This window comes from Paenibacillus sp. J22R98 (assembly GCF_059383835.1).
Genome location: NZ_JBXENW010000008.1, coordinates 122,970 through 145,046 on the forward strand (window position 1 = coordinate 122,970; position 22,077 = coordinate 145,046).

Genomic DNA, 22,077 nt, shown 5'->3' on the forward strand with positions numbered 1-22,077 from the left:
TAACGCAATATTTGCCGAATATCGTGACATATTTTGCTCAAAATGATGGTTTGTTCACCTATCTTGCGCTAAAGTAGAGATATCCGTATGCCAGCATCACAAGGAGGATTTCCGATGAAGCTCATCGTCGACGAACCGCTCTCCTACGGAGATGAGGAAGGCGATTTCTATATTCAGCATGTACATCGAACGAAGCCGTTTGGACGCAACAATCACTTTCACCCTACCTATGAAATCTATTATTTGGTGTCGGGGAAGCGCGTGCATTTCATCGAGGACCGCTCCTATTCGATAACGTCCGGTGACTTGCTGCTCGTGAATAAACAGGTCGTCCACAACTCTTCTGAGCTTGGCCCGCCGGAACATGAACGGATCGTTATCAATTTCAGCGATGCCTTTCTCGGAACGGAGCATCCCTTTTATGACCCGCTGCTGCTGCAACCATTCGGACATCGTGCTCTTCTGCTGCATCTCACGCCGCAAGAGCAGCTATTCGTCCGCCAACTGCTTGGCAAAATGATCACCGAAGCCTCCGAGCTGCGGCCCGGCTTTGAATCCTATCTAAGGCTGCTGCTGACCGAGCTGCTGCTATTCGCGGCCAGACATCCCGCACCGGCGCAATCCGAATCTGCAGCACCCGAGCAGCCGACCGCTCTGCATCAAAAAATATCCGAGGTCGCCCTGCACATCAACGAGCATTATGACGCCAAGCTCGCGCTGGCTGATCTCGCCAAACAATTCTTCATGAGCCCCTACTATCTCAGCCGAAGCTTCAAGACGGTCACGGGCTTCACCTTGATCGAGTATGTTCATCTGACGCGAATTCGCGAGGCGCAGCGCCTGCTCAAGGAGACGGATCTCAAAGTCATTGTCGTTGCGGAGCGGACCGGCTTCGAGAACACGGGACATTTTGACCGCATCTTCAAGAAAGTGACGAGCATGACGCCGCTTGCCTACCGCAAAATGAACCCTTTATAAAAATAAGCGATGGAAGGCTGCCCTCCATCGCTCTCATTAAAGCTATCATTTCATCCGATATTCCCCGGCGCTCATGCCGGCATAACTCTTAAACCGCTTATAAAACCAATCCAGCTCGCCATAACCGACAGCTTCGGCAATCTCGTAAACCTTCTTATCCGAGTGTCTGAGCAGCTCCTTCGCCTTCTCCATCCGCACCTTAAGCAAATAATCGTTGAACGACTCGTCGGTTCCGGCCTTGAACATTTTGCCCAAATAATTCGGGTTCAAGAAGACCTGCTGCGCGATGCTCCGCAAGCTGATATTGGTGTGATACTGCTCCAGAACGAGCTTCTTCACCGTTGTGACAAGCGTACTCGGCTGCAGCTGTTTGATGCCGCATAACCGCGCTCGCACATCCTTCGCTTTCCGGCTTGCCAGAAGCTGCAGCTCCTCCATCGTCTTACATTTCATCACCCGCTCGTAATCGCCAAGCTCATATTCGAATAGCCCGTCGGCACTCGCGCCGAGCTCCCTGACAAGCTGCTGCAATTGGACAAGCAGCTCCAGCACGCTCTTACGGACGACATTACCCGACGCTTGCTCCGTCTTGAAGCCTTCCCATAATCGATCAATGGCATCATCAACCTGCGGCTCGTCCTGCAAATTGGAAATCACCTCGAGAACGCCTGCCTGCAGCTTAGCGGTACTTGGGAATCCGCCGCTGCCGCCTCCGGTATGCTCCATCGCATTCCGGCCAAGCAGGATCGAACCGCTGCCCACCAGAAACTTCCCATCGAGCGCTTCCTCCGCTGCGGCGAATGCATGCATGAGCTCTCGTCCATTCGTGACCAAGCTCCCCACGCCTATGCTGATTGTTTCTTTCGCATTCACGGCAACCGCGTCTCTGATCGTCCGAGCGAATGCAAGCAGACCCTCACCTTCAAGCTCTCCTTGCATCCCCATTATAACGATGCCGTATCGTTCATCGGTCATTTCGAACACAAGACCATCCCCGCCGCACAGCTCTTCCAAAATATTACGCACCGCATAACGCTTGAGCTCCGCATCATGTTCGGTCAGTGCCTGGCCAGGCGACGAGAGGGAGTCCATCTCCACCAGCAGCGTACGAAGCGGTCCTTCCTCCATCCCGCTGCCAATGGTTCTGATTGCGTCCTCGTACTCGCTTCGGCTGACAGGGCCATGCGCAAGCTTCCGCAGCACTTGATCGCGAAGAGCGGATATACCCAGATGATGCTGTCGCTGAAACGACCGCTTCTCCGAGATGCTCTGGCCCATTCGCTCCAAGATCGCGATTAATTCTTCTTCCTCCACAGGCTTCAACAGGTAATCGTGGACGCCCATTTTGAGCGCTTGCCGTGCATATTCAAAGTCCTCATACCCGCTGAGAATAATGACGGGCACGTCCGTGAATTCCCGCAGCTTGGCAATCAGCTCCAGCCCGTTCATCGTCGGCATGCGAATGTCCGTCAGCACGAGCGAATAATGGTTTCGCTGCATGAGCTCAAGCGCTCGTTTGCCGTCTTCCGCTTCTGCTCGGATTTGGAACCCGTAGTTCTCCCAATCAATCACATATTTAAGCGATTCTCTTGCGAGCGGCTCGTCTTCCACGATCAGTACGCTATACATCTGTTTCGCCTCCATTATCCGCCTGCTGCATGGGAATGAATATCGTCACTTTCGTTCCGGCTCCTTGCTCACTTTGCACGTTCAGCCCATAGCTGTCCCCATATCTGACCTTCAATCGCCGATTCACGTTGCGAAGGCCGATGTTGGAGGTAACCTCCAGTGAATCCTGCTGCAAGCCGGCTTTAATTTCGGTCAGACGCTCAGGCGTCATGCCCAGACCGTCGTCTTCCACGGTGATCTGAAGCGTACCCTCCACCAGCTCGCCTTTAATCTGAATGCGGGACTGCGTCGGGCTCAGCTCCACCCCGTGCGTGATCGCATTTTCGACAAGCGGCTGAATGCATAATTTCGGTAAATTTACTGGAAGCGCTTCAGGGGGAATGGCAATAGCAAAGGTGAATTTATCGCCGAACCGATGCTGCTGGATTTGCAAATAAATCGAGATAAACTCCATTTCTTCGCTCAGCGTAATTGTAGGGCCGCCATTACGGAGCATCATTCGGAACGACTTCGCCAGAAGTCCGACGACTTTGGCCGTATCCCGTTCGCCTGCAATCAATAGCTTGCCTCGAATCATGTTTAGCACGTTGAACAAAAAATGCGGATTAATCTGCGTCTGCAGCGCGTACAGCTCCACTTCCTTCGTCCGCAGTGCCTGCTCCTTCTGATCGATCTCCGACTGGTACACCTCTTGGATGAGCTGCCCGACCCGCTGCACCATTAGATTGAACATTTGACCCAGCTGCGCAACCTCATCCTTGCCCTTCACCTCGACGAAGCTCTGAAAATTATCCTTATGCACCCGCTTCATCCGAAACGACAGCTCCGTCAACCGGCGCGTCAATCCTACCGAAATCGTTGAAATGAAGAGCGCGGAAACGACTATGGCAAGCAGGAACAAGAGTATCGAGAGCGAGCGAAGCTGTTCGATCTTGGGCATCAGCTCGTTAACCGGAATAAAGGTCAGCACCTTCATCCCTCGCACGGAGTTATGAGATTCGAGCGTCTGGAACATAATCTGATAGCTGTTACGCTCATCCTCATAACTGAAGCTACCCTCTGTTTCCTTCATGATTTTCGAATAAAAAGGCAGTTCCTTTAATTGCTGAATGCCGCCGGTCTCCACGCTATCTATCAGCACCGTACCGTCTGCGAGCGAGAAAATAAACCGCTTACTTTTACTCTCTACATTAATAAGCTCCGATAACACACGAAGCTGGATTTCAATGGAGACCACGTTCGGGGATGCCGGATCGAAATTGTTCATTCGCTTGCGGAAGCTGAACACCGGTTTATGCTCAAGAAGCGGTATGTAGGGTCCGGTCCAGTAGCCGCCAATTCGATTATTAAACACCTTGCGATACCAATCGCTATCGCGCGTCTCCTGGTCGATCAGGAACACATTGGCGAATAGAAAGGTGGGATTATCGGTATATAAGTTGAGGTGAGAGATCGCTTTGGTCGCTTGAACGGCCGAAATAAAAGGCTGGTAATAGTCAAAATACGTATCGTACGCTTCCTGCTCATCCTTATACGGCTTCTGCAATTTCTCATTCAAGGAAGAGTTCAAAAATAACGTATTCGCATTCTCCTCGTAGGAGCTCAGCTTATTATCCAAGTTCGCACTTACTTGAGACAGGGAAAGCTCGGCATTCTCGATGATATGCTCATAGACCAAGTCGCTGCTGCGTTTCATGAGCACATACGTAAGGGAGCCCAGAAGAAGCAATACAACGAATAAGTTGGCTACGATCAGCTTTGTCCGTATTTTCATGTCGCGGCTACCTCGCACCTTTCGTGGCTGTACGTTTCTCACTCATTCGCTTCACCTGCGCTCTTTTCCTTCCGCTGCACGAAACATACTCCTTGCCCGCAAGTGCTGCGAGCAAGGAGTAGCGTAACTTCAACCATTATTGGCCTAAGATGCTGTTGTACTTGGCATTAAAATCCGCCCATAGCTGCGTATAAGCCGCCTCTACTTTCTCCAGACCATTCTTGTTGATGCCATCCTGCATATCCTTCCAATTGGAATCGAATGCGGCATCATCCTTCGACATGATGATCTTCGGCAAGTATTTACGCCATGTATCATCGATCTTCTGTTCCTCCACCTTCGTCGTATCCGGAGGCGTAAGCTGCCAGATATAGCCCGGTACATATTCAACCGGCGGTAAGAAATCTGCCCATACCTGCTTGCCGTACTTCGCCAGCACTTCCTTGGTCATGTCATCGTAGTTGGCGATAACCATGTCTTTGGTAAGCGGCGTGGAGTAGTCGCCATCGGCCAGCTTCGCGCCATTGCCGATGCCAAACCACGAGAAGTTGCCTGTTCCAATGCCGTGGAAGCCTTCTTTGTAATCCGTATCCGGATCTGCAAGACGCTGTTGAATAAGCTCCGGCTTCAGTACACGGTGACCGTCTTTTACATCGAAGTGAGTCCCTTCAATGCCCCACTGCGTCAGAATTTGACCTTCATCGGAGAAGAGGAAATCGATCATTTGAATCATACGCTCCGGGTTCTTCGCATTCTTGCTGATCGTCCACTGGTAGCTTCCTGCTTGCGTTGGCGTCAGCGTGTTGGAGTGATCTTCAGTACCTTCCGAGAAATAAATCGGAATATGGGCATAGGCACGTTCCGGATGACCTGAATTACGCAGCGAGGCTTCGGCATCACCTAAGAACCAGCCCGGTGAATAGGCAGCAAGGACGCGGCCTTGTGCGGCTTTCGTTGAAATATTGTCGAGCGAGAACGCTTCTTTATCGAACAGCCCGTTGTTATACAGCTTGTTTAGGAATTTCAGGTAGGCCTTGGATTCCTCGGAAACCGGGTTGTACGTGACATTGCCGTTAGCATCAATTCGGGAACGGTCATGGTCAGGGAGTCCAAGCGCATTGATGACCGGATTGTTGAATTCAATCTTCATCGTCCAGCTTGCCATGGAAGCGGCGAAGCCAATCGTATCCTTCCCATCGATTTGCGGGTGTTTATCGGCATACGCTTTGATGACATCGTAGAGCTGATCGAACGTTTTGATTTCCGGATAACCGGCTTCCTTCAGCACATCATATTGCACGACAAAGTTGGCACTCGAGTTAGCTGCCGCTTCTTCGCTCTTGTTGACGCCGGACAAGGAGTAGATATTGCCGTCTTTGTCTTTGAGCAGATTGAAGTACTTGCCATACTTTTCTTTAATGTTCGGGCCATATTTGTCGATCAGATCGTTAAGCGGAATAATGGCGCCGGCATCTTTAAACTTCTGCGTGTAGTTGGCATCGAGCACGACGACATCCGGATAGTCACCGGCTGCCAGCCACAGATCCCATTTCTGAAATTGGTCGCCGACGGAGAGGTCATACTTGAGCGATACGCCTGTTTTCTCTGTAATCGCTTTCGTAATTGGCGTATCCCATTTCAGCTTGTCATCGGCCGTGTTGATCGTAAATTCGATTGGACTTAAATCCGCTGCAGGCTCAGCTGCGGCGTTATCGCCGGAAGCTGCTTCATTGGTCTTGCCATTGTTTGCAGCGTTATTCGTGCTCTTCGCCGGTTCGTTAGCTGCCCCTTCGTTATCGCTGTTATTGGAGGAACCGCAGCCTGAGATAAGCACGGTCAGTACGGTAATGATGAGTCCGATTGTAAGTCTGCGTTTTAACCTAGTACCCTTCATCTTTAGACTCCCTTTCAATCATCGTTTTGTATATATCAACGGATCGATCGCTCCGTTTGATAACCTCTTGATTAACCGGCTGCGCAGCCGGTTATTCCTTAATTGCAGCTAATGTGACGCCTTTGACGAAGTACCTTTGCAGGAATGGATAGACCAGGAGGATCGGCATTGTAACTACAATAGTCAGAGCAGCCCGTATCGTATCGGGGTTGGACTGAATCGCTTTGCCGTCCACATGTTCATTCGCATTCGCGACTTGGCTAACGCTTTGCAACAGAATCTTCTGTAATTCAAACTGCAGGAGGCTCAAATCGGGATTACGGCTGGCATAGAGATTGTTATCGAACCAGGAATTCCAATGGCCAACCGCGATAAATAACGTGATGGTCGAAATAACCGGCAAGCTGATTGGCACGACAATCCGAAACAGCGTCTGAAAGTCGGTTGCCCCGTCGATTTGCGCCGATTCTACCAGTCCTTCCGGAAGCTGATCGAAATAGCTGCGAATAATAATAACATTGAACACCCCGATTAAACCGGGAATGATATAGACGGCAAAATGATTCATCAACCCCAAGTTCTTGATCAGCAGATAGGTTGGAATGAGGCCGCCGTTCACGTAAAGGGTAATGACCAAGATGACGTTAAACGCTTTGCGGAAGATGAATTGCTTGCGGCTAAGCGTATAAGCAATCATGACGGTAGCCGTAACACCTAGTACGGTGCCAAGCACGGTACGAATAACGGAACGGACAGCGGACCACGCAAGCGTGTCATCACTCAATATCGCTCTATAATTCATTAGTGTCCATTCTCTGGGCAGGAGGGTTATTCCTCCCTTCAAGGAATCGAGCGGATTGTTTAGCGACACCGCAATGAGGTTCAAGAAGGGAAACAAGGTTGCCATGCCGATGAGAAGCAGCAGCGTAAAGTTAAAGGTGTTGAACGCGAATGCGCCCCACGCCTGATTGCGGTCCATTCTTGACCACCCTCCTTCTCTTATCGGGATTGTGTACTGTACGTGTATAGCAGCTGCTAGATTAGCCGGCTTTGATTCGTTTTCTTGGCCAAATAATTAACGGCTAGCACCATGACTACGCTTACGACTGATTTAAACATGCTGATTGCTACCCCGAATGAGAAGTCTCCAAGCTGTGTCGAGTAGCGGAGTGCATAGAGATCGAGCACCTCGGAATAATCAACGACGATTGGATTGCCAAGCAAATACTGCGACTCGAAGCCGCCCTGTATGATCCAGCCTACATTTAAGATGAGCAGCAGAATCGCGGTCGGCATGATGCCTGGAATAGAGATGTACCACATCTTCTGAAAGCGGCTCGCACCGTCGACCTCAGCCGCTTCATACTGCTCGGGATTCAGCCCCACCAAGACCGCCAAGTAGATAATGGTGCTCCAGCCCAGCTCCTTCCACAAGCTGACCGTCGTATGGATGAACCAGAACCATTTTTCCTCGCCCATGAAGTAGAGCGGTTCCTGAATGATGCCAAGTTTCATCAGAATGCGGTTTAGCATACCGTCATCCGGAGAAAGCATCGTAAGCGTAATGTTCGCAATAACGACCCAAGATACAAAATGCGGAATGTAGGTAATCGTTTGGATAACCCGTTTGAACCAGACGAATCTGACCTCATTCAGCAGCAGTGCCAGCGCAATGGCGCATACGAAACCGGTGATCAGCTGCAGCAGACCCATGGCGAGCGTGTTGCGGAGTACATGGTAGAACTGTTCGTCTTGGAAGAGTGCGACGAAATTATCGAAGCCGACGAAAGGACTGTGTTTGATCCCTTTGCCGAGCGTGTACCGCTGAAACGCCATAATCCATCCCCAGAGCGGGACGTAGGAGAACAGGACGATCAGGAGGACGAACGGAACAGACATGTAGATCAGCTGTCTTTGCATGATGACTTTTCTGCCGAAGCTGCGTTTGTTTGGTGCCGTGTCTTGCCTAGTTGGTGCGATTGATTTCACACTGCCGTACTCCTTTCTACCCTGTTTCTCATCCGTGTTGTTCTAGTTTTATTATGCAGGGGGCCGGTAACGCCAACAACCTGATAAACTGCAACTTATTACCCTAGTAGCGGGTGATCCTTGCGGAAGAGAAACACGCCGTTGCCCGGTAAATCGATCGTGCCTGCTGCTATGGTTTGCTCCGTGGTAAGTTCGTACAACGGCTCTGCGAGCGTGATGGCCTGACGGTCTGTACCATGATTGATCGCGAAAATATATTCCTGCCCTTCACCGCTAACCCTTCGCGTGAGCTCAATACTTTCCGGGACCTGTATGCCCTTTATTGGCGCTACTCCGGCCTCCGCGCATATGCGATCCATAAGCGCATTCATTAAGGCAGGCTGCGGCTCCATGCCCAAGTAATAGGCGGCGCCTTGGCCATAACGATTGCATGTCGCTGCAGGCGATCCGGCAAAATAGTCTTCGCCGAACCAAGCGATTGGCTCCGCCGTCTCCGGTTGGATGAAGTCATACCAGGTCTTTGCTTTGTAGCTGTTTGTGTCTTGGGATAGTTGGACGCTGCGCGTTTGACCTTCCCGCAGGATACCGTAGTCGCTAATCGAGATGCCAAGAAGCTCCCGATAGATGCCGGGCAGCGTTTGATCCGACATCCGGTTGTCCCACAGCCGCGAGCCGGAACGGAAATCGAGCAGCACCGTGCCGCCTTGCGCCGCATAATCGTAGATTCGCTGCTTGGCTCCCGGCTTAGACAGCATGTAGTGCGGCAGGACGACGACACGATAACGGCTGAAATCCGCTTCGTCGGATAGGAGATCCACCGGAATATGATGATCATAGAAATAACGATAATAGCCTTTGAGATGACGGATATACCGGTGCCCCATCACCTGTGGCTGTATGTCCATGACCCATTCATTCTCGTAGGAACGAATGATTGCGACTTCCGCTCCTGCGCTGCTGCCTTCAATGCGCGGCATGATTCGTTTCAGCTCCTCACCAACCTGCTTGACTTCGTCATACCGCCTGCCCGGAATGCCGTCATGAGGCAATATGCCATGCCAGAACTGCTCCGCGCCGAATAGGCATGTCCGCCAGCGGAAATAGACGATTGCATCGGCGCCATGGGCGACCGAATGATATGTCCATCTGCGAAGCTCCCCCGGTCGCGGCGTTGGAAACATGATGTTGCCGCCGGGCGCGCCGCTCTGATGCTCCAGCACCCAGAAGGGGCTTTGCTTCACGCCGCGGGCCATATCGAGCTGGATTGCGCTTTCGCGGGGATCCGGTTGATCGGTAAAACAGAGGTTGGGGTAGATGTCCCAGGAAGCGAAATCGAGATCCTTGGACAGCTCGAAGCTGTTTATCTCGTTCATCTCCGACCACATGTTATGGGTGACGGGCTGACTTGGGGCAAGCTGCTTCAACAGGTCAATTTGCCGCTTCTGGTACGCGATGACGGAATCGGAAGCAAACCGGCGATAATCGAGCTCCAGCCCCGGATTATGCAGATGGAAGACGGTATACGCAGGAAGCACGATTTGCTCCCATTCGTTGTAGGTTTGACTCCAGAACACCGTTCCCCAGCTTTCGTTGAGCTGATCGATACTTGTATAGGTATGGCGCAGCCAAGCCTGAAAGGCTGATCGGCAATTATCACAATAGCAATAAACCGTATCGTTGCAGCCGAATTCATTATCCGTCTGCCATGCGATGACATTCGGATGTTTGCCATAATGCCGCGCAACTGCGGTTACAATGCGATCCGACGCCTCCATGTAGTTGGGATTGTTGTAGCAGTAATGCCTCCGATTGCCAAAGCCCCTCGCGATGCCTTTATTGTCCCGCATATAGATGTCAGGGTGTTTATCCATCAGCCATTTCGGCGGTGTTGCGGTTGGTGTTCCTAAGATGACCTCAATCCCTTGTGCCGCCAGCAGCCCGATGATGCGATCCATCCATGAGAAATCGTAGCTGCCTTCATAGCGCTCAAGCTTCGACCAAGCAAATTCGCCGATCCGCAGGACGTTCAGCCCGGCTTCCTTCATGAGCTTCACATCCAGCTCCCAGCGTTCCTCCGGCCAATGCTCCGGATAATAACAAGCGCCAAATTTCATCTGCTTCCCTCCCCCTCGGTTGTCTACCTCATTATGGAGGAAGTGCAGCAAGGTCAAAACCTTATAGATTCAACCTTTTGACCATAGAAAACAGACCAATCCGACGTGGATTGGTCTGTTAGCCTTCTAATCTACTCTCTATAATTGATAAACGCCCGGTTCGATTTCTTGATGGCAATCTTCACTATAGAGGTTAACGCCATTCTGATTTTCACCCTCAGTAAATCCGCTATAAAACATAGGACTCCAATGAGCGAAGAACCGCATTCCCCCCGCGACTGAACAGACAAGCCCCCAAACTATCCGGCTGCGGATAGATGCGGTTCGTCATTGTTTTCTCGCCATCATTGGCAAACAGCTCAAGCGATGAACGATCGAGGAACAGATGGAGCTTCAGCAGCCCGCCATCCTGAGGCGCAAGCTGAACTTCACTGATTCCGCCATCGCCCAGACCGGCAAGCTCGCGGTTCACATAGAGCATGCGGTCCGCGGCGCGGTACCCGATTTCGGTGTATTCGCTGCCGTCCGCCGAGCAGCGCAGCCGCAAGCCGAATTCGGCCGCATCGCCGTCAAACAAGGCGATGATTTCTACCGCATCCGATGCGATGCCCGGCAGAGTTACTTCCGTATCTGCTTCGATTACCTGCGATTCCACATCGTATCGCTCTCCCCGAAGCTTCTCCAGTTCCGGCACGGGAAGCATGCGCACACTGCCGTCCGGCTGCAGGATCAGCTCACGCGGAATCGTCATCGCTCCTGCCCATCCATCCTGCTGTTCGGGCATCGTTGCCCCCCACATATTCATCCACCCGAATAGAATGCGTCGGCCTTGATCATCCTCAAGCGTCTGCGGCGCATAGAAATCGAAGCCGTAATCAAGTCTTTCGGCACGAGTTGCCGTGAGCCTGCCATTCTCGTAATCGAAAGTGCCGGACAAATACATCGTCTTCGTGGCCCCCATGTTCATCGGGGAGACAATCAGCACATGGTTCTCTCCGCCGCCAAGCGGGAACAGATCCGGGCATTCCCACATATCCCCCTGCGAGCCATCGCTGTCAGCGGCAATACTTATGTAGCGCCACTCATGCAAATCCGAAGAAGCATACAGCCGCACATTGCCCCGGCCTTCTTGACCGCTTCCAATTACAATGTACCACTTATCTTCATGCTTCCAAACCTTCGGATCGCGGAAGCCGAATAATCCTTCTTCCGGCGGCCCCGGAATGACCGGATTCGCTTCGCTTTTCGCGAACGTATTGCCGTCGTCCGAGCTGACAGCCAAACACTGTACCTCAACCGGAGATTTGCCGGAAACATGTCCGGTGTACAGCAGAGCAAGCGTATCGCCATCGACGACAGCACTTCCAGAAAAACAGCCGTAGCCGCCGCTTTCGCCCTGATCATAGGATTCTGAAGGTGCCAATGCGACCGGAAGATGGGTCCAATTGACGAGGTCTTCGCTCTTGGCATGCCCCCAGTGCATCGGTCCCCAACTCGGCTCGTACGGATAGTACTGATAGAAGGCATGATAGCTGCCCTTGAAGTATACAAGTCCATTCGGATCGTTCATCCAGCCGGTTCTCGGCATCAAATGATAGCGAAGTCGGAAGCGATCCTCCGAAATCCGCGAGCTTCCTTCCTCCGTGGCTTGATTCGCCCTTGCTATGTGCTCTTCATGCTTCTTAGCTTGATTGGTTTCCATGACAGCCTCCTGCTCGAATTGTGGCATCACCCGGATTATAGCATACTACTAACCTACGACTTACCACTTTTCTCCTCCATGAAAAAAAGGGCAGTCCGCTAGCGGCCGCCCTCCCTCTTACACACGATGCTGCACCGCATGTTTCGTCCGATATTCCATCGCCGAGATGCCCTCCATCTCGCGGAAAACGCGATTGAACTGCTTCGAATTCTCGAAGCCGACCTGCTCGCTGATCTCATAGATTTTGTGGTCTGTTTCCTCCAGCAGCGACTTGGCTTTCTGAATGCGCACCCGCTTCAAGTAGACGACGAAGCTCTCGCCGGTAAACTCCTTGAACGCCTGACTGAAATACGAGTAGTTCAGCGAAACATGGTTCGATACCATCGCCATATTCAGGTCCCGATGGAAATGATCGTGAATGTAGCTGACCGCTTTCTTCATCTCCTTATGCTCGACATGCACAAGGCGCAGTCCTTTCACATAATCGTTCAACCGCAGCAGCAGATCCTCCACGCTGTGAAAATAATCATGAATCGTCTCGAAGTTATACATGCAGCCGACCTTCTTATAGATCCGCAGAATTTCCACCGATTCCTCGCCGTACTGATTGAAGACGCGGTCAAACACAAGCTCGTTCAGCTGTTTGCTGATTTCCTCGATCGACGCGATATCGAAGCCAGCCAGCTTCTTCGGGTCCAGAAGCTCCGTAAGAATCTGCTTCATTTCCTTGTCCCGCTCGGTACCGAGCATATTCGCCAGACGCCGAATGTCTTCAAGCGGCAAATGGCTCTCCTGATGGCGCGCTCTCTTCCGGTCGTAATGCAGAAGCACCGGCTCCGCCGTTACCGCCTGCAAGAAGCCATACCTTAGAGCTTCGAGCGCTTCCTCGTATGCTTGTTTGACGCCGCCTGCACCATTCAATCGCTCGCTGACTCCGATTTGCCCCGAAACATGATGCTCTTTCATGAACGCCAGCAAGCTGCTTGGTCCCTCGGTCTCCTCGCAAATGACGACCAGCCGCTCATCCTTATCTTTAAAATAAAACCGAACTCCGCTAGGCCGAGTCGCCAGCATCGCCTCAAGCTGGCCCGCTTTCCCGGAGGACAAGCCGCCGCGAAGCTTGAGCAGTGCAATCACATAACCGCGCGCCTGAGCCTGCCCCGGCCCCGGCCCATTACTCGCACCTGCTCCAGCCCCCGCCTCCGAGGCATCCCGAGCTTCAACAAGCGCATCCCAGCCTGCTTTTGCACATCGTTCCGCGATTTCTTGTGCCTTCAAATTCGGATGCAGGAAGATATAGTTCAACTGGCTCGCCAGCAGCTCATCCCGATAATGATGCACTTCCCCCAGCCGCTCGGATAGCGCCGCTTGCCGCTCCAGCTCCCGTTCCACCCGCTCTAGCGCCGTGAACAGCTCATCCCGCACAATCGGCTTGAGCAAATACTCCCGCACATCGTAGAGCATCGCTTCCTTCGCATAGTGGAAATCATCATGGCCGCTGAGAATCATGACGACCGGTTTCTGCGGAAGCTGCGCCAATTCGCGAATTAATGCCAGACCATCCATCCCCGGCATTCGAATATCCGTGATGACGATCTCCACTTGGCCGCCTTGAATCAACCCGAGCGCTTCCTCCCCATCAGCCGCAAATAACATCTCATATCGTCCGGGATATCCTCGCTCAATGATCGCCTTCAGCCCGAGCCTGATATTACGTTCATCGTCCACAATCAGCAGTGTACGCATCTCAGGTCACCCCTCCGCTTAATATGAAATAGGGTACACGCATAATGACGCGCGTATAGGCACCCTCTCTGCTTTCGACTAACAAGCCGTATTCCGTGCCATAAAATAATTGAATACGCTGATGCACATTGCGCAAACCGATCCCGCTGCCTTCCGTTTGCTTCTCCTGCTGTGCATATACATCCCGCTTATCTGTAGGCCCACCTACATCTTCAAAGTTGATTTTCCGGTTCAGCTCCTCCGCCATCTCTGCTGTCATGCCAATCCCGTTATCCTCAATTTCGATGACGATGGTGGAGTCGATGACCTCCGCCTTAATCGAAATAACGACGTTTCGCGCTTCCGATGGTCTAAACTTCATGCCATGCTTAACGGAGTTCTCCACGATCGGCTGCAGCGACATCTTCAGCAGCTCCTGATCCAAGTAATCCGGAGGAATATTGATTTGCAAGCTGACCGTATGATCAAACCGAACGTTCATAATGGCAATGTAGTTGGTAATATGTCCAAGCTCATCCTTCAGCCGCACGTACTCACTCGTCCACTTCAAGTTGTAGCGCATCATGCCGCCAAGCGAAGTAAGCGCATCCGAGATGACGGGCTGATTCTCGATTTCCGCCAGCATCTTAATATTCTCAAGCGTGTTGTAGAGGAAATGGGCATCGATCTGATTCTTGAGCGTTCGCAGCTCCGCTTCCTTGGAAGCGGCCTGTTTCGTGACGGCTTCGGCGATGAGCGAATTGATTTTCTTTAACATTTTGCGAAAATGATGCGCCAACTCTCCGACCTCGCCGCCGCCGCGGATCGTGAAATCAAAGTTGAAATCACCCTGGCGCACCCGCTTCATGAAATGAGCGAGCGTATGCAATTTCTTCAGAATAAGCGCATTCAGGAAGTAAGTCGAAATAGACAGAATCGCCAGCAGACTAACATTCACCATGATGAGTTTGTTACGTGTCTTATTAATGTCTGCAAACACATTCTTCAGCGACACGACATTCACCACATAGGCATTCAGCTTATCGATATACATGTAGTTGCCAAGAAAAGGGGTTTTGTTGTGGTTAAACAGGAAATGACCCGTGCCATGTGTAACATGCTGATTTAGCGCACTACGCACATCTGTCTCCGTAAGACCCGTGCTCGCCAGAAACGGGCTGGCGTCATTGCGGAACATTTTGCCTTCGCCGTCAATAACGAACATCTCCGACTGGCCTGAATCCGTTCCATGAAATACGCCCTGAAAGAAATTCGTCAGCAGCATATCCACTTGCATAATGCCGACATGGCGCCCTGCCGGATATTCAATCTCGCGCAGCAGCGAGAGCTTCGGCCTGGATTCCTTCGCGTCGGGAACAAGTGAGCGGATCGGCTCCCGGTCCATCCGGTCAAAGTACCATAATTCCTGTCCGTCTAGGCGGTTCACCTTCGCATACCAAGGATCTCCTTGAATACGACGCTCCAGCATAATAACAGGCCATATTTCATTAATCCGTTTATTGTTGGAGAACAGCCGAATATGCTCGATATTGGGATTGTTGAACTGTAAGCGCAAAATATTCGAGACCACCGTTGTATCGAACTCAATCAGCTCTGTAGCGTTGGGCTCACTGGTCCGCTCCAAATAATAGAGCACTTCTTTATCCGAGACCGACAGCTGTGCAGCCCGCTCCATCGTCTCGATGTTGTTGTTCATGTTGACCCGCTCGATCTCCAGCGTGTTCTCGTACTTCTTGATAATGTCTTTCATATAATTGTCGTTCAGCTCTTTAAAAATATAGAGCGAAATCAGGATACTAGGCAGCAGCAGGATGAGTATGTACGAAATAAACAGTCGCTTCTGCAAGGACAGCTGTTCCAGCTTATAAATAATCGTTTCACGGCTGATCATGCGAGGTCTGTTTAGCAAATGAAATCACGTCCATAGTGTGGGATGAATGCCTAGTCTCCAGTATAACGCAGAAAACGAGCATGAACAGCCGGGCAGTCAGCCCCGGCCAAGAAGGGCGGCAGACTTCACCACTCTTCTTGGCCGAGGCTTACACCGCCGGCTGTTCGATTGTTACCCGATTCTGAACGCTAATTTTTATTTCAGGAATTCTTTCAGCTTCGCTACGTTCTCTTCATATTTCTTCTGTTGGAACGCCTGCACTTTGTCGAAGCCTGCGTCCTTACGTTTCTCTACGAACTCCGCAAATGTTTTGTCGAAGTCCTCATCGGACTTGCTAAGCAGCAGCTTCGGAAGCGTTTTGCCCCATGTTTGCGCGATCTTCGTATTCGCAATCCCTTCCTCGGAGTTACCCGTCGGGTTGATTTGATCGTATTGCGAGAAGCTTTGCGTTTTGCCTTTGGTCCAATCTTCCATTTGCTTGGACGGTTCCACGCTTGGCGGCGCCCACTTCAAATTCATATTGGTATCCATCAGCATCCAGAAGGTGTACGACGCGCCATACTTCTTATCGAAGGAAGAACGGTCTTTGTTCAGCAGGTCAAGGACTTCAGGCTTAAATACGTCTTTGCCGTCAGCTGTGTCATACGTAACGCCCGGCTCGCCCATGAACAAGTCTTTGTTGCCTTCTTCACTTATAAGGTAGCTAAGGAAACGGATTGCTCTCGCTTTGTCTTTCACGTTCTTGGAAATAAGCGTTACCGTCCAGCCGGAGATGCCAGGGCCTGCAAGCGTCGGTTGGTCTCCTGCATCATTGCCAGGACCATCGATAGCGATGTAGACGGAGTTTGGATCTTTGGCATACAGAGCATTCTGTTGTGCGGCAAAATCACTGCGTTGATACAGCATTGCAAAGTAACGGCCTTGCGCGATTTTCTCTTCCATCTGCGGACGTTTGTCGATGAAGATATCTTTCGCCAGCAAATCCATTTCATTGGCTTTGCGGAAGGTTTTGAGCCAGCTTACATATTCCGGATCTGTTACGCGGTCGTACAGCTTGCCGTCTTTCTCATAAGGAACAGCAAGGAAGTTCTGCAGGTAACCTTCCAGCGAGCTGTTGCCGGTCTCGCCAAACTCATGCAGGCCAAGCGGAATAAGCGGCTGTCCGTTTACTTCCGGGAATTTCTCCTTCGCTGCTTTAAGCGCGTTCAGGAAACCTTCCTTAGTGCGCATGTCTGGTTTGCCAAGCGCTTCATACATATCTTTGCGTACGACGAATGTTTGGTTCGACGTGTAATCGCGTGCATACTTCTCGAAATCCTTCGGCGAGGACGATGCGTTCGGATACCCGTACACATTGCCGTCTTCTTGGGTATACCACGATGTTTTCGCAGGGTCAGCAACCTTGAAGAAGTACGGGTCATACTGATCTGCCAGCTTGTTCAGCGGTTCTACCAAGCCGCCTTCGATCATCTTCTTCACGCCGTCCTCATACCAGCCAAGCGTGATGAAATCCGGAAGCGAGCCTGAAGCGATCATCGTGTTCAGTTTCTCGTTCTCATTGCCTGCCGGTACGATGAAGTTGATGTTGACGCCGGTTTTCTTCGTGATGTATTGGGAAGTTGCGTCTACGCCCCACTTATTCGGGAACCAAGAGAAGTTCAGGTACCAGTCGAACGTAATCGGTGACGTGTCCGCTTTCCAGCCCGGCTCATCCGCGGATACTGCGGGTTTGTTCTCCGCTTTGGTGTTGTCTGCTGCCGCTGTGTTGTCCGCGGCATTCGTGCTTTTGTTATTGCCCGCTGCCGCTTCATTGTTCTTATTGTTGTTGTTGCCGCTGGAACAAGCCGCCAGTGTGAAGACAAGCGCAAACACTGTCGTTAAAGCAATTAAGCGCTGAACCTTACCTTTTCTCATGTGTTCTACCCCTTTGCTTCGCTTATTATAATGTCTTTGCCGACTCGGAATCCAGCCTGCTAGGACGAATAACCTAACCCTTGATCGAACCGATCATCATACCTTTGACAAAATATTTCTGCAGGAACGGATACACCAGCACGATTGGCAGCGTTGTGACCACCATCGTTGCGAGTTTTATCGACTGCGAGGTCACGCTCTTCGTAATGCCGCCCGGCATCGCCGCCATCATGATGTTCGAGCTCGACTGCGCGATAACCCGGTACAAGTACGTCTGAATCGGCTGCAAATCCATATTGTTGATATAGATCATCCCGGTAAAATAATCGTTCCATTGATACACCCCGTGGAACAGAGCGATCGTGGCGATCACCGGCATGGATACCGGAATGACGACGCGAACGAAGATGGAGAAGTCGTTGGCTCCGTCGATCCTCGCGGCTTCCTCAAGCCCAGCGGGAATTTCTCGGAAGAAGGCCAGGAAGATGATGAGATCGAAGAAGTTGAACATGGCCGGAATGATATAAACCAGGAAATTATCGAGCATATGCAAGTCGCGAATAAGCAGATAGAAAGGGATGAGGCCGCCATTGAAAAACATCGTGATCGTGCCGAGCAGCATGTAGGCCTTGCGTCCAACCAACTCTCTTCTGGAGAAGGCGTAGGCGACCATTGCCGTAAAGAATACATGTGCGGGAGTACCTATAACCGTCTTCGCAACCGTTACGCCCATGGCCAGCATAATGCCGGGGTTATTGAACACGGCTTGGAAGTTATCGAGACTGACCAGACGAGGCCACCAGTAAATGCCGCCGCGCATGGCGTCCTGCCCTTCATTGAAGGCATTGACGAGCACGTACCAGATCGGATAGATCGTCACGAAGCAGACAATCAGCATGCCGATCGTATTCACGACATCGAATAGTGCCTCGCCGGCGGTTTTTCTTCGGAGTAGGGATGTATACATCAGTCGGCGCAACCACCTTATCTTTTATTAAAATAGCGACGTATCGTTCAACTTCTTCGACACTTGATTCGCCATAATCAGCAGAATCAGCGCGATAATCGATTTAAACAATCCAACTGCGGCCGAGTAGGAGTAACGCCCGCTTAAGAGACCGGTTTGGTAGACATACACGTCGATTACGTTGCTCGCGCTCTCATTGAGCGAATTGCGCAGGACGAGAATTTGATCGAAGTTCGAATTCAGAATGCCGCTGACCGCTAGGATGAACAAGATCGCGATCGTACCATTGATGCTCGGAAGCGTCACAAACCACATTTTCTGAAAACGTCCCGCGCCGTCGATCGTTGCAGCCTCATACATTTCCGGCGAAACGCCGGCGATTGCAGCCAAGTAGATGATGGCCGACCACCCTAGTTCCTTCCAAATATCCGATGTGATGACGATGGACCAGAAGTAGCTCGGCTCCGCCAAGTAGCTGATCGGTTCGTCGATGAAGCCCAGTGCCATTAACAGATGGTTGATGATGCCGACATCGGCGAGCCATGTTGTCAGGATCCCTCCGAGAATGACCCACGAGAGAAAGTGAGGCAGGTAGGAGATCGTCTGTACGAACTTCTTCAGCTTCAGCGAGCGTAGCTCGTTGAGGAAGAGAGCGAAGATGATCGGCAGCGGGAATGCGATGATGAGCTTAATCAAGCTCATGCCGACGGTGTTCCAGATGACGTTTGGCAGCTCCTCATCCTCGAGAAATTCCCGGAAATGCTGGAAACCAACCCAAGGCGCATCGTGAACGGAATGAATGATGTTGTATTCCTTAAAGGCGATTATGACGCTGTACATGGGAATGTAGTTGAAAATAATCATCCAGGCTACGCCTAGCAGCGCCATAACCTGTAAATACCTCTGGCCGATCATCTTGCGGATCACTTTGACGGCCTTGTCCTTCCGGCTTGCCGGCTGCTGCCTCGTAGACAGCTCATAGCTCAGATTGGCGCTCATGCTGGCAGACCTCCAGGGATCGATTTGTTGATTGAATGTAAGTGCTTTCATTCTTCTGGACTTATTGTAAGCCGCCGGACAGTGGCAATATAAGGTCTCAAATTTTGCATTCGGTCGCAAAATTTCAGGTTGCGCTTTCGTCCGCCTGTTCCACCGCTTTCGCGTCGTTGTGATGCTCCTTGAGCTACTCTTCCGCCATTTCCGCCGCTTTCGAGTCGATGTGTTGCTCCTTGAGCTACTCTTCCGCCACTTTCACGTCGATGTGTTGCTCCCTGAGCTACTCTTCCGCCATTTCCGCCATTTTTGCGTCGATGTGATGCTCCTTGAGCTACTCTTCCGCCATTTTCCGCCATTTTTGCGTCGATGTGTTGCTCCTTGAGCTACTCTTCTGCTATTTCCGTAGCTTTCGCGTCTATGTGTTGCTCCTTGAGCTACTCTTCCGCCATTTCCGTAGCTTTCGCGTCTATGTGTTGCTCCCTGAGCTACTCTTCCGCCATTTCCGCCGCTTTCGCGTCTATGTGTTACTCCTTGAGCTACTCTTCTGCCACCTCCACCGCTTTCATGTCGATGTGTTGCTCCCGGTGCTACTCTCTCCCACATGCAACTGCTTTTTTACGCTCTTTTCGTGCTTGTGCCGCCAGCTCGCTTATCTCGTATTCCGCTCCCCTACTCCCCCAACTTGTTCGCCGCATGCGGCGAATTTCTAACGAATCGTAGAGGTCTTATTGAGGAGAATCAGGCTCCAAAATACCTAAAACCCTTCGAATAGTGCCTCTACGATTCGTAGAATTTTTATGAAGCTATTTTCGGGCAAATAAGCGCTGTACGATTCGTTAGAGCATTTCATATACCACCGCGCTGCCCCAACTCCTTCAACAAAAAACAGCCCGGGAGCATGATGAAACTCTGCTCGTCGGACTGTTTTTTGTGGAGCTTTCTTTTTTAGGTTGCTGTGCTGGTTGCTGCATTGGTTATTGCGGACTCAGCAGGCTCTGCAGCCGCTCTTTAATGACCGGCCACTCTCGATCGAGAATGCTGTAATAGACGGAGTCTCTCACATAGCCGTTCGGATAGATCATATGGTTGCGAAGCACGCCTTCTTTTACAGCGCCTAGACGTTCAATTGCTTGCTGGGAGCGCGTATTCCGCGAATCCGTCTTGAGTTGGACGCGGATGGTACCCAGCGTTTCGAAACAATGCTTCAGCAGCAAATATTTACACTCCGTATTAATTGAAGTGCGCCATACCGAAGGGGTCAGCCACGTCGATCCGATCTCCAGCCCTTTGTTCGCGATAGAGATATCGAAGAGCTTCGTGCTGCCAACGATACGCCCCGTTGTCCGATCGAATATGACAAACGGCAGCGCCGCCGGTTGCGACAGCGCCTTGTCGACATCGGCTTTCGCATCGTCCAGTGAAGCTATGCCTTTGGCAGTAAGTGTCCATATCTCGGGATATCTGCCTGCCTCATAGATGCCATCGATATGCTCGATAGCCATCGGAACCAGCTCTACTTTGGCGCCGGTCAGTGTGATTGGTTGTACGTTCATGGTGATGTTCCTCCCAGCTGTTGCTTATTGAGTTGTGTTGGTTGGCAATTAATCAGCCTGCGCGAGATGCCAGCATACACCTGCCGGATCGATGAGATGGAGTTCGCGACGGCCCCATGGGAATAGCGTTGGCTCTTTTGCGCGGATCGTCGGGAATTGTCCGCTCTCTATAATAGATTGGATATGCGTCCACCAAGCGTCCAAATCGTCAACAGTCAGATCCAGCATGTAATTGTTCTGGAACGACTGGTCATGGTAATTTTGAAGAATAAACTCCTGATCGGATAAGCGGAAGATGCTGATGTCCTGTACGGAAAGCGTGCATTCGAAGCCAAGTGCCTTGAAGAATCGCTGCGCCAGCTCATAGTCCGCGCCGGACGGAACAAAAGGTCTTAATTTAGTCGCTTTCATGTCGTTGCTTGCCTCCCTGTCATTGTGCGAATTTACAATACAACCCTATTCGCGATAGCCGCGCAATCTCCTTCTACGTCTAGCATTTCCGCATCTTGTACGCTATACTTGGGCAAAAGAAATCTAGCGATGATGGGGGCACCTATGAAAATGAGTCCGCGATTACTGCAGGTTGTGAGCATTTTCTTTATCGGTTACGGTATTATTGATATTTTGTTCGTCAATTGGGTGCTTGGCGTTGTGCTGCTGATTATCGGTATTTATATGAACTATTCGGCCATCAAGAAGCGCCGTGAGCAGAAGAAGTAGCAGGCATATAGCGGGGTGAAGCTGAGAGTGCGATTTTGCACGCTCGGCTTTTTTAATAGAGATGGAACAATTGAGCTAATATTCTTACTAGGTGCTATTAGCCGGTATGCCGCTTACGAAGTCGCTCAAACGCTTCGAAACGACGTTCTTCGAGGCTTCTATTCGCTTCCGACCCGGGTCGATCTACTTCATTCAACTGCTAGAAAAATA

At 51.3% G+C, this 22,077-nt stretch carries 16 protein-coding genes; 2 read left to right on the forward strand and 14 right to left on the reverse strand.

Going from position 1 to position 22,077, the window contains the following annotated elements:
• Positions 1 to 114 precede the first annotated feature (114 nt).
• Positions 115 to 978 (forward strand): helix-turn-helix domain-containing protein, encoded by an 864-nt coding sequence (locus AC50Y3_RS21690; protein ID WP_494820807.1) that lies wholly within the window; start codon positions 115 to 117, stop codon positions 976 to 978.
• A 45-nt stretch (positions 979 to 1,023) separates the two neighbouring features.
• Here AC50Y3_RS21690 and AC50Y3_RS21695 read toward each other — a convergent pair whose 3' ends face one another.
• The 14 genes from AC50Y3_RS21695 to AC50Y3_RS21760 form a co-directional block, all read right to left on the reverse strand.
• Positions 1,024 to 2,607 (reverse strand): response regulator transcription factor, encoded by a 1,584-nt coding sequence (locus tag AC50Y3_RS21695; RefSeq protein WP_494820808.1) that lies wholly within the window; start codon positions 2,605 to 2,607, stop codon positions 1,024 to 1,026.
• Positions 2,600 to 4,381 carry a sensor histidine kinase gene (locus AC50Y3_RS21700; RefSeq protein WP_494820809.1) on the reverse strand — a complete coding sequence of 594 codons (1,782 nt, stop codon included), beginning with the start codon at positions 4,379 to 4,381 and terminating at the stop codon, positions 2,600 to 2,602. The genes AC50Y3_RS21695 and AC50Y3_RS21700 overlap by 8 nt, the downstream gene beginning before the upstream one ends.
• 136 nt (positions 4,382 to 4,517) lie before the next feature.
• Complete coding sequence (locus AC50Y3_RS21705) at positions 4,518 to 6,275, reverse strand: extracellular solute-binding protein (RefSeq protein WP_494820810.1); 1,758 nt, start codon at positions 6,273 to 6,275, stop codon at positions 4,518 to 4,520.
• Positions 6,276 to 6,366: 91 nt separating this feature from the next.
• Positions 6,367 to 7,254, reverse strand: a complete 888-nt coding sequence (locus AC50Y3_RS21710) for a carbohydrate ABC transporter permease (protein ID WP_494820811.1) — start codon at positions 7,252 to 7,254, stop codon at positions 6,367 to 6,369.
• 56 nt (positions 7,255 to 7,310) lie between these two features.
• On the reverse strand, positions 7,311 to 8,264 hold the full coding sequence (locus tag AC50Y3_RS21715; RefSeq protein ID WP_494820812.1) for an ABC transporter permease: 954 nt from the start codon (positions 8,262 to 8,264) through the stop codon (positions 7,311 to 7,313).
• Between the two features lie 98 nt (positions 8,265 to 8,362).
• Positions 8,363 to 10,378 carry a beta-galactosidase gene (locus tag AC50Y3_RS21720; protein ID WP_494820813.1) on the reverse strand — a complete coding sequence of 672 codons (2,016 nt, stop codon included), beginning with the start codon at positions 10,376 to 10,378 and terminating at the stop codon, positions 8,363 to 8,365.
• Between the two features lie 229 nt (positions 10,379 to 10,607).
• Positions 10,608 to 12,080, reverse strand: a complete 1,473-nt coding sequence (locus AC50Y3_RS21725; RefSeq protein ID WP_494820814.1) for a glycoside hydrolase family 32 protein — start codon at positions 12,078 to 12,080, stop codon at positions 10,608 to 10,610.
• Between the two features lie 117 nt (positions 12,081 to 12,197).
• Entirely contained in the window at positions 12,198 to 13,826 is a 1,629-nt protein-coding gene (locus tag AC50Y3_RS21730) for a response regulator (protein ID WP_494820815.1), read from the reverse strand.
• Position 13,827: 1 nt separating this feature from the next.
• Positions 13,828 to 15,735 carry a cache domain-containing sensor histidine kinase gene (locus AC50Y3_RS21735; RefSeq protein ID WP_494820816.1) on the reverse strand — a complete coding sequence of 636 codons (1,908 nt, stop codon included), beginning with the start codon at positions 15,733 to 15,735 and terminating at the stop codon, positions 13,828 to 13,830.
• Between the two features lie 177 nt (positions 15,736 to 15,912).
• A complete protein-coding gene (locus AC50Y3_RS21740; RefSeq protein ID WP_494820817.1) occupies positions 15,913 to 17,631 on the reverse strand; it encodes a type 2 periplasmic-binding domain-containing protein in 1,719 nt (572 codons plus the stop codon).
• Between the two features lie 73 nt (positions 17,632 to 17,704).
• Positions 17,705 to 18,598: a carbohydrate ABC transporter permease gene (locus AC50Y3_RS21745; RefSeq protein WP_494820818.1), complete on the reverse strand. Its 894-nt coding sequence runs from the start codon at positions 18,596 to 18,598 to the stop codon at positions 17,705 to 17,707.
• Between the two features lie 27 nt (positions 18,599 to 18,625).
• Positions 18,626 to 19,597: an ABC transporter permease gene (locus AC50Y3_RS21750; RefSeq protein ID WP_494820819.1), complete on the reverse strand. Its 972-nt coding sequence runs from the start codon at positions 19,595 to 19,597 to the stop codon at positions 18,626 to 18,628.
• A 971-nt stretch (positions 19,598 to 20,568) separates the two neighbouring features.
• Entirely contained in the window at positions 20,569 to 21,147 is a 579-nt protein-coding gene (locus AC50Y3_RS21755; RefSeq protein ID WP_494820820.1) for a GNAT family N-acetyltransferase, read from the reverse strand.
• 48 nt (positions 21,148 to 21,195) lie between these two features.
• A complete protein-coding gene (locus AC50Y3_RS21760) occupies positions 21,196 to 21,558 on the reverse strand; it encodes a VOC family protein (RefSeq protein ID WP_494820821.1) in 363 nt (120 codons plus the stop codon).
• A gap of 150 nt (positions 21,559 to 21,708) precedes the next feature.
• Between AC50Y3_RS21760 and AC50Y3_RS21765 the strand changes: the two genes are divergently transcribed.
• Entirely contained in the window at positions 21,709 to 21,867 is a 159-nt protein-coding gene (locus AC50Y3_RS21765; protein ID WP_494820822.1) for a hypothetical protein, read from the forward strand.
• Positions 21,868 to 22,077 lie beyond the last annotated feature (210 nt).

What these genes read in the sequence shown, in the direction of transcription:
- AC50Y3_RS21750 (WP_494820819.1), bottom strand. Translation starts at nt 19,597, where the DNA reads ATGAGCGCCAATCTGAGCTATGAGCTGTCTACGAGGCAGCAGCCGGCA.
- AC50Y3_RS21700 (WP_494820809.1), bottom strand. Translation starts at nt 4,381, where the DNA reads ATGAAAATACGGACAAAGCTGATCGTAGCCAACTTATTCGTTGTATTG.
- AC50Y3_RS21730 (WP_494820815.1), bottom strand. Translation starts at nt 13,826, where the DNA reads ATGCGTACACTGCTGATTGTGGACGATGAACGTAATATCAGGCTCGGG.
- AC50Y3_RS21740 (WP_494820817.1), bottom strand. Translation starts at nt 17,631, where the DNA reads ATGAGAAAAGGTAAGGTTCAGCGCTTAATTGCTTTAACGACAGTGTTT.
- AC50Y3_RS21760 (WP_494820821.1), bottom strand. Translation starts at nt 21,558, where the DNA reads ATGAAAGCGACTAAATTAAGACCTTTTGTTCCGTCCGGCGCGGACTAT.
- AC50Y3_RS21745 (WP_494820818.1), bottom strand. Translation starts at nt 18,598, where the DNA reads ATGTATACATCCCTACTCCGAAGAAAAACCGCCGGCGAGGCACTATTC.
- AC50Y3_RS21705 (WP_494820810.1), bottom strand. Translation starts at nt 6,275, where the DNA reads ATGAAGGGTACTAGGTTAAAACGCAGACTTACAATCGGACTCATCATT.
- AC50Y3_RS21690 (WP_494820807.1), top strand. Translation starts at nt 115, where the DNA reads ATGAAGCTCATCGTCGACGAACCGCTCTCCTACGGAGATGAGGAAGGC.
- AC50Y3_RS21710 (WP_494820811.1), bottom strand. Translation starts at nt 7,254, where the DNA reads ATGGACCGCAATCAGGCGTGGGGCGCATTCGCGTTCAACACCTTTAAC.
- AC50Y3_RS21765 (WP_494820822.1), top strand. Translation starts at nt 21,709, where the DNA reads ATGAGTCCGCGATTACTGCAGGTTGTGAGCATTTTCTTTATCGGTTAC.
- AC50Y3_RS21695 (WP_494820808.1), bottom strand. Translation starts at nt 2,607, where the DNA reads ATGTATAGCGTACTGATCGTGGAAGACGAGCCGCTCGCAAGAGAATCG.
- AC50Y3_RS21755 (WP_494820820.1), bottom strand. Translation starts at nt 21,147, where the DNA reads ATGAACGTACAACCAATCACACTGACCGGCGCCAAAGTAGAGCTGGTT.
- AC50Y3_RS21720 (WP_494820813.1), bottom strand. Translation starts at nt 10,378, where the DNA reads ATGAAATTTGGCGCTTGTTATTATCCGGAGCATTGGCCGGAGGAACGC.
- AC50Y3_RS21725 (WP_494820814.1), bottom strand. Translation starts at nt 12,080, where the DNA reads ATGGAAACCAATCAAGCTAAGAAGCATGAAGAGCACATAGCAAGGGCG.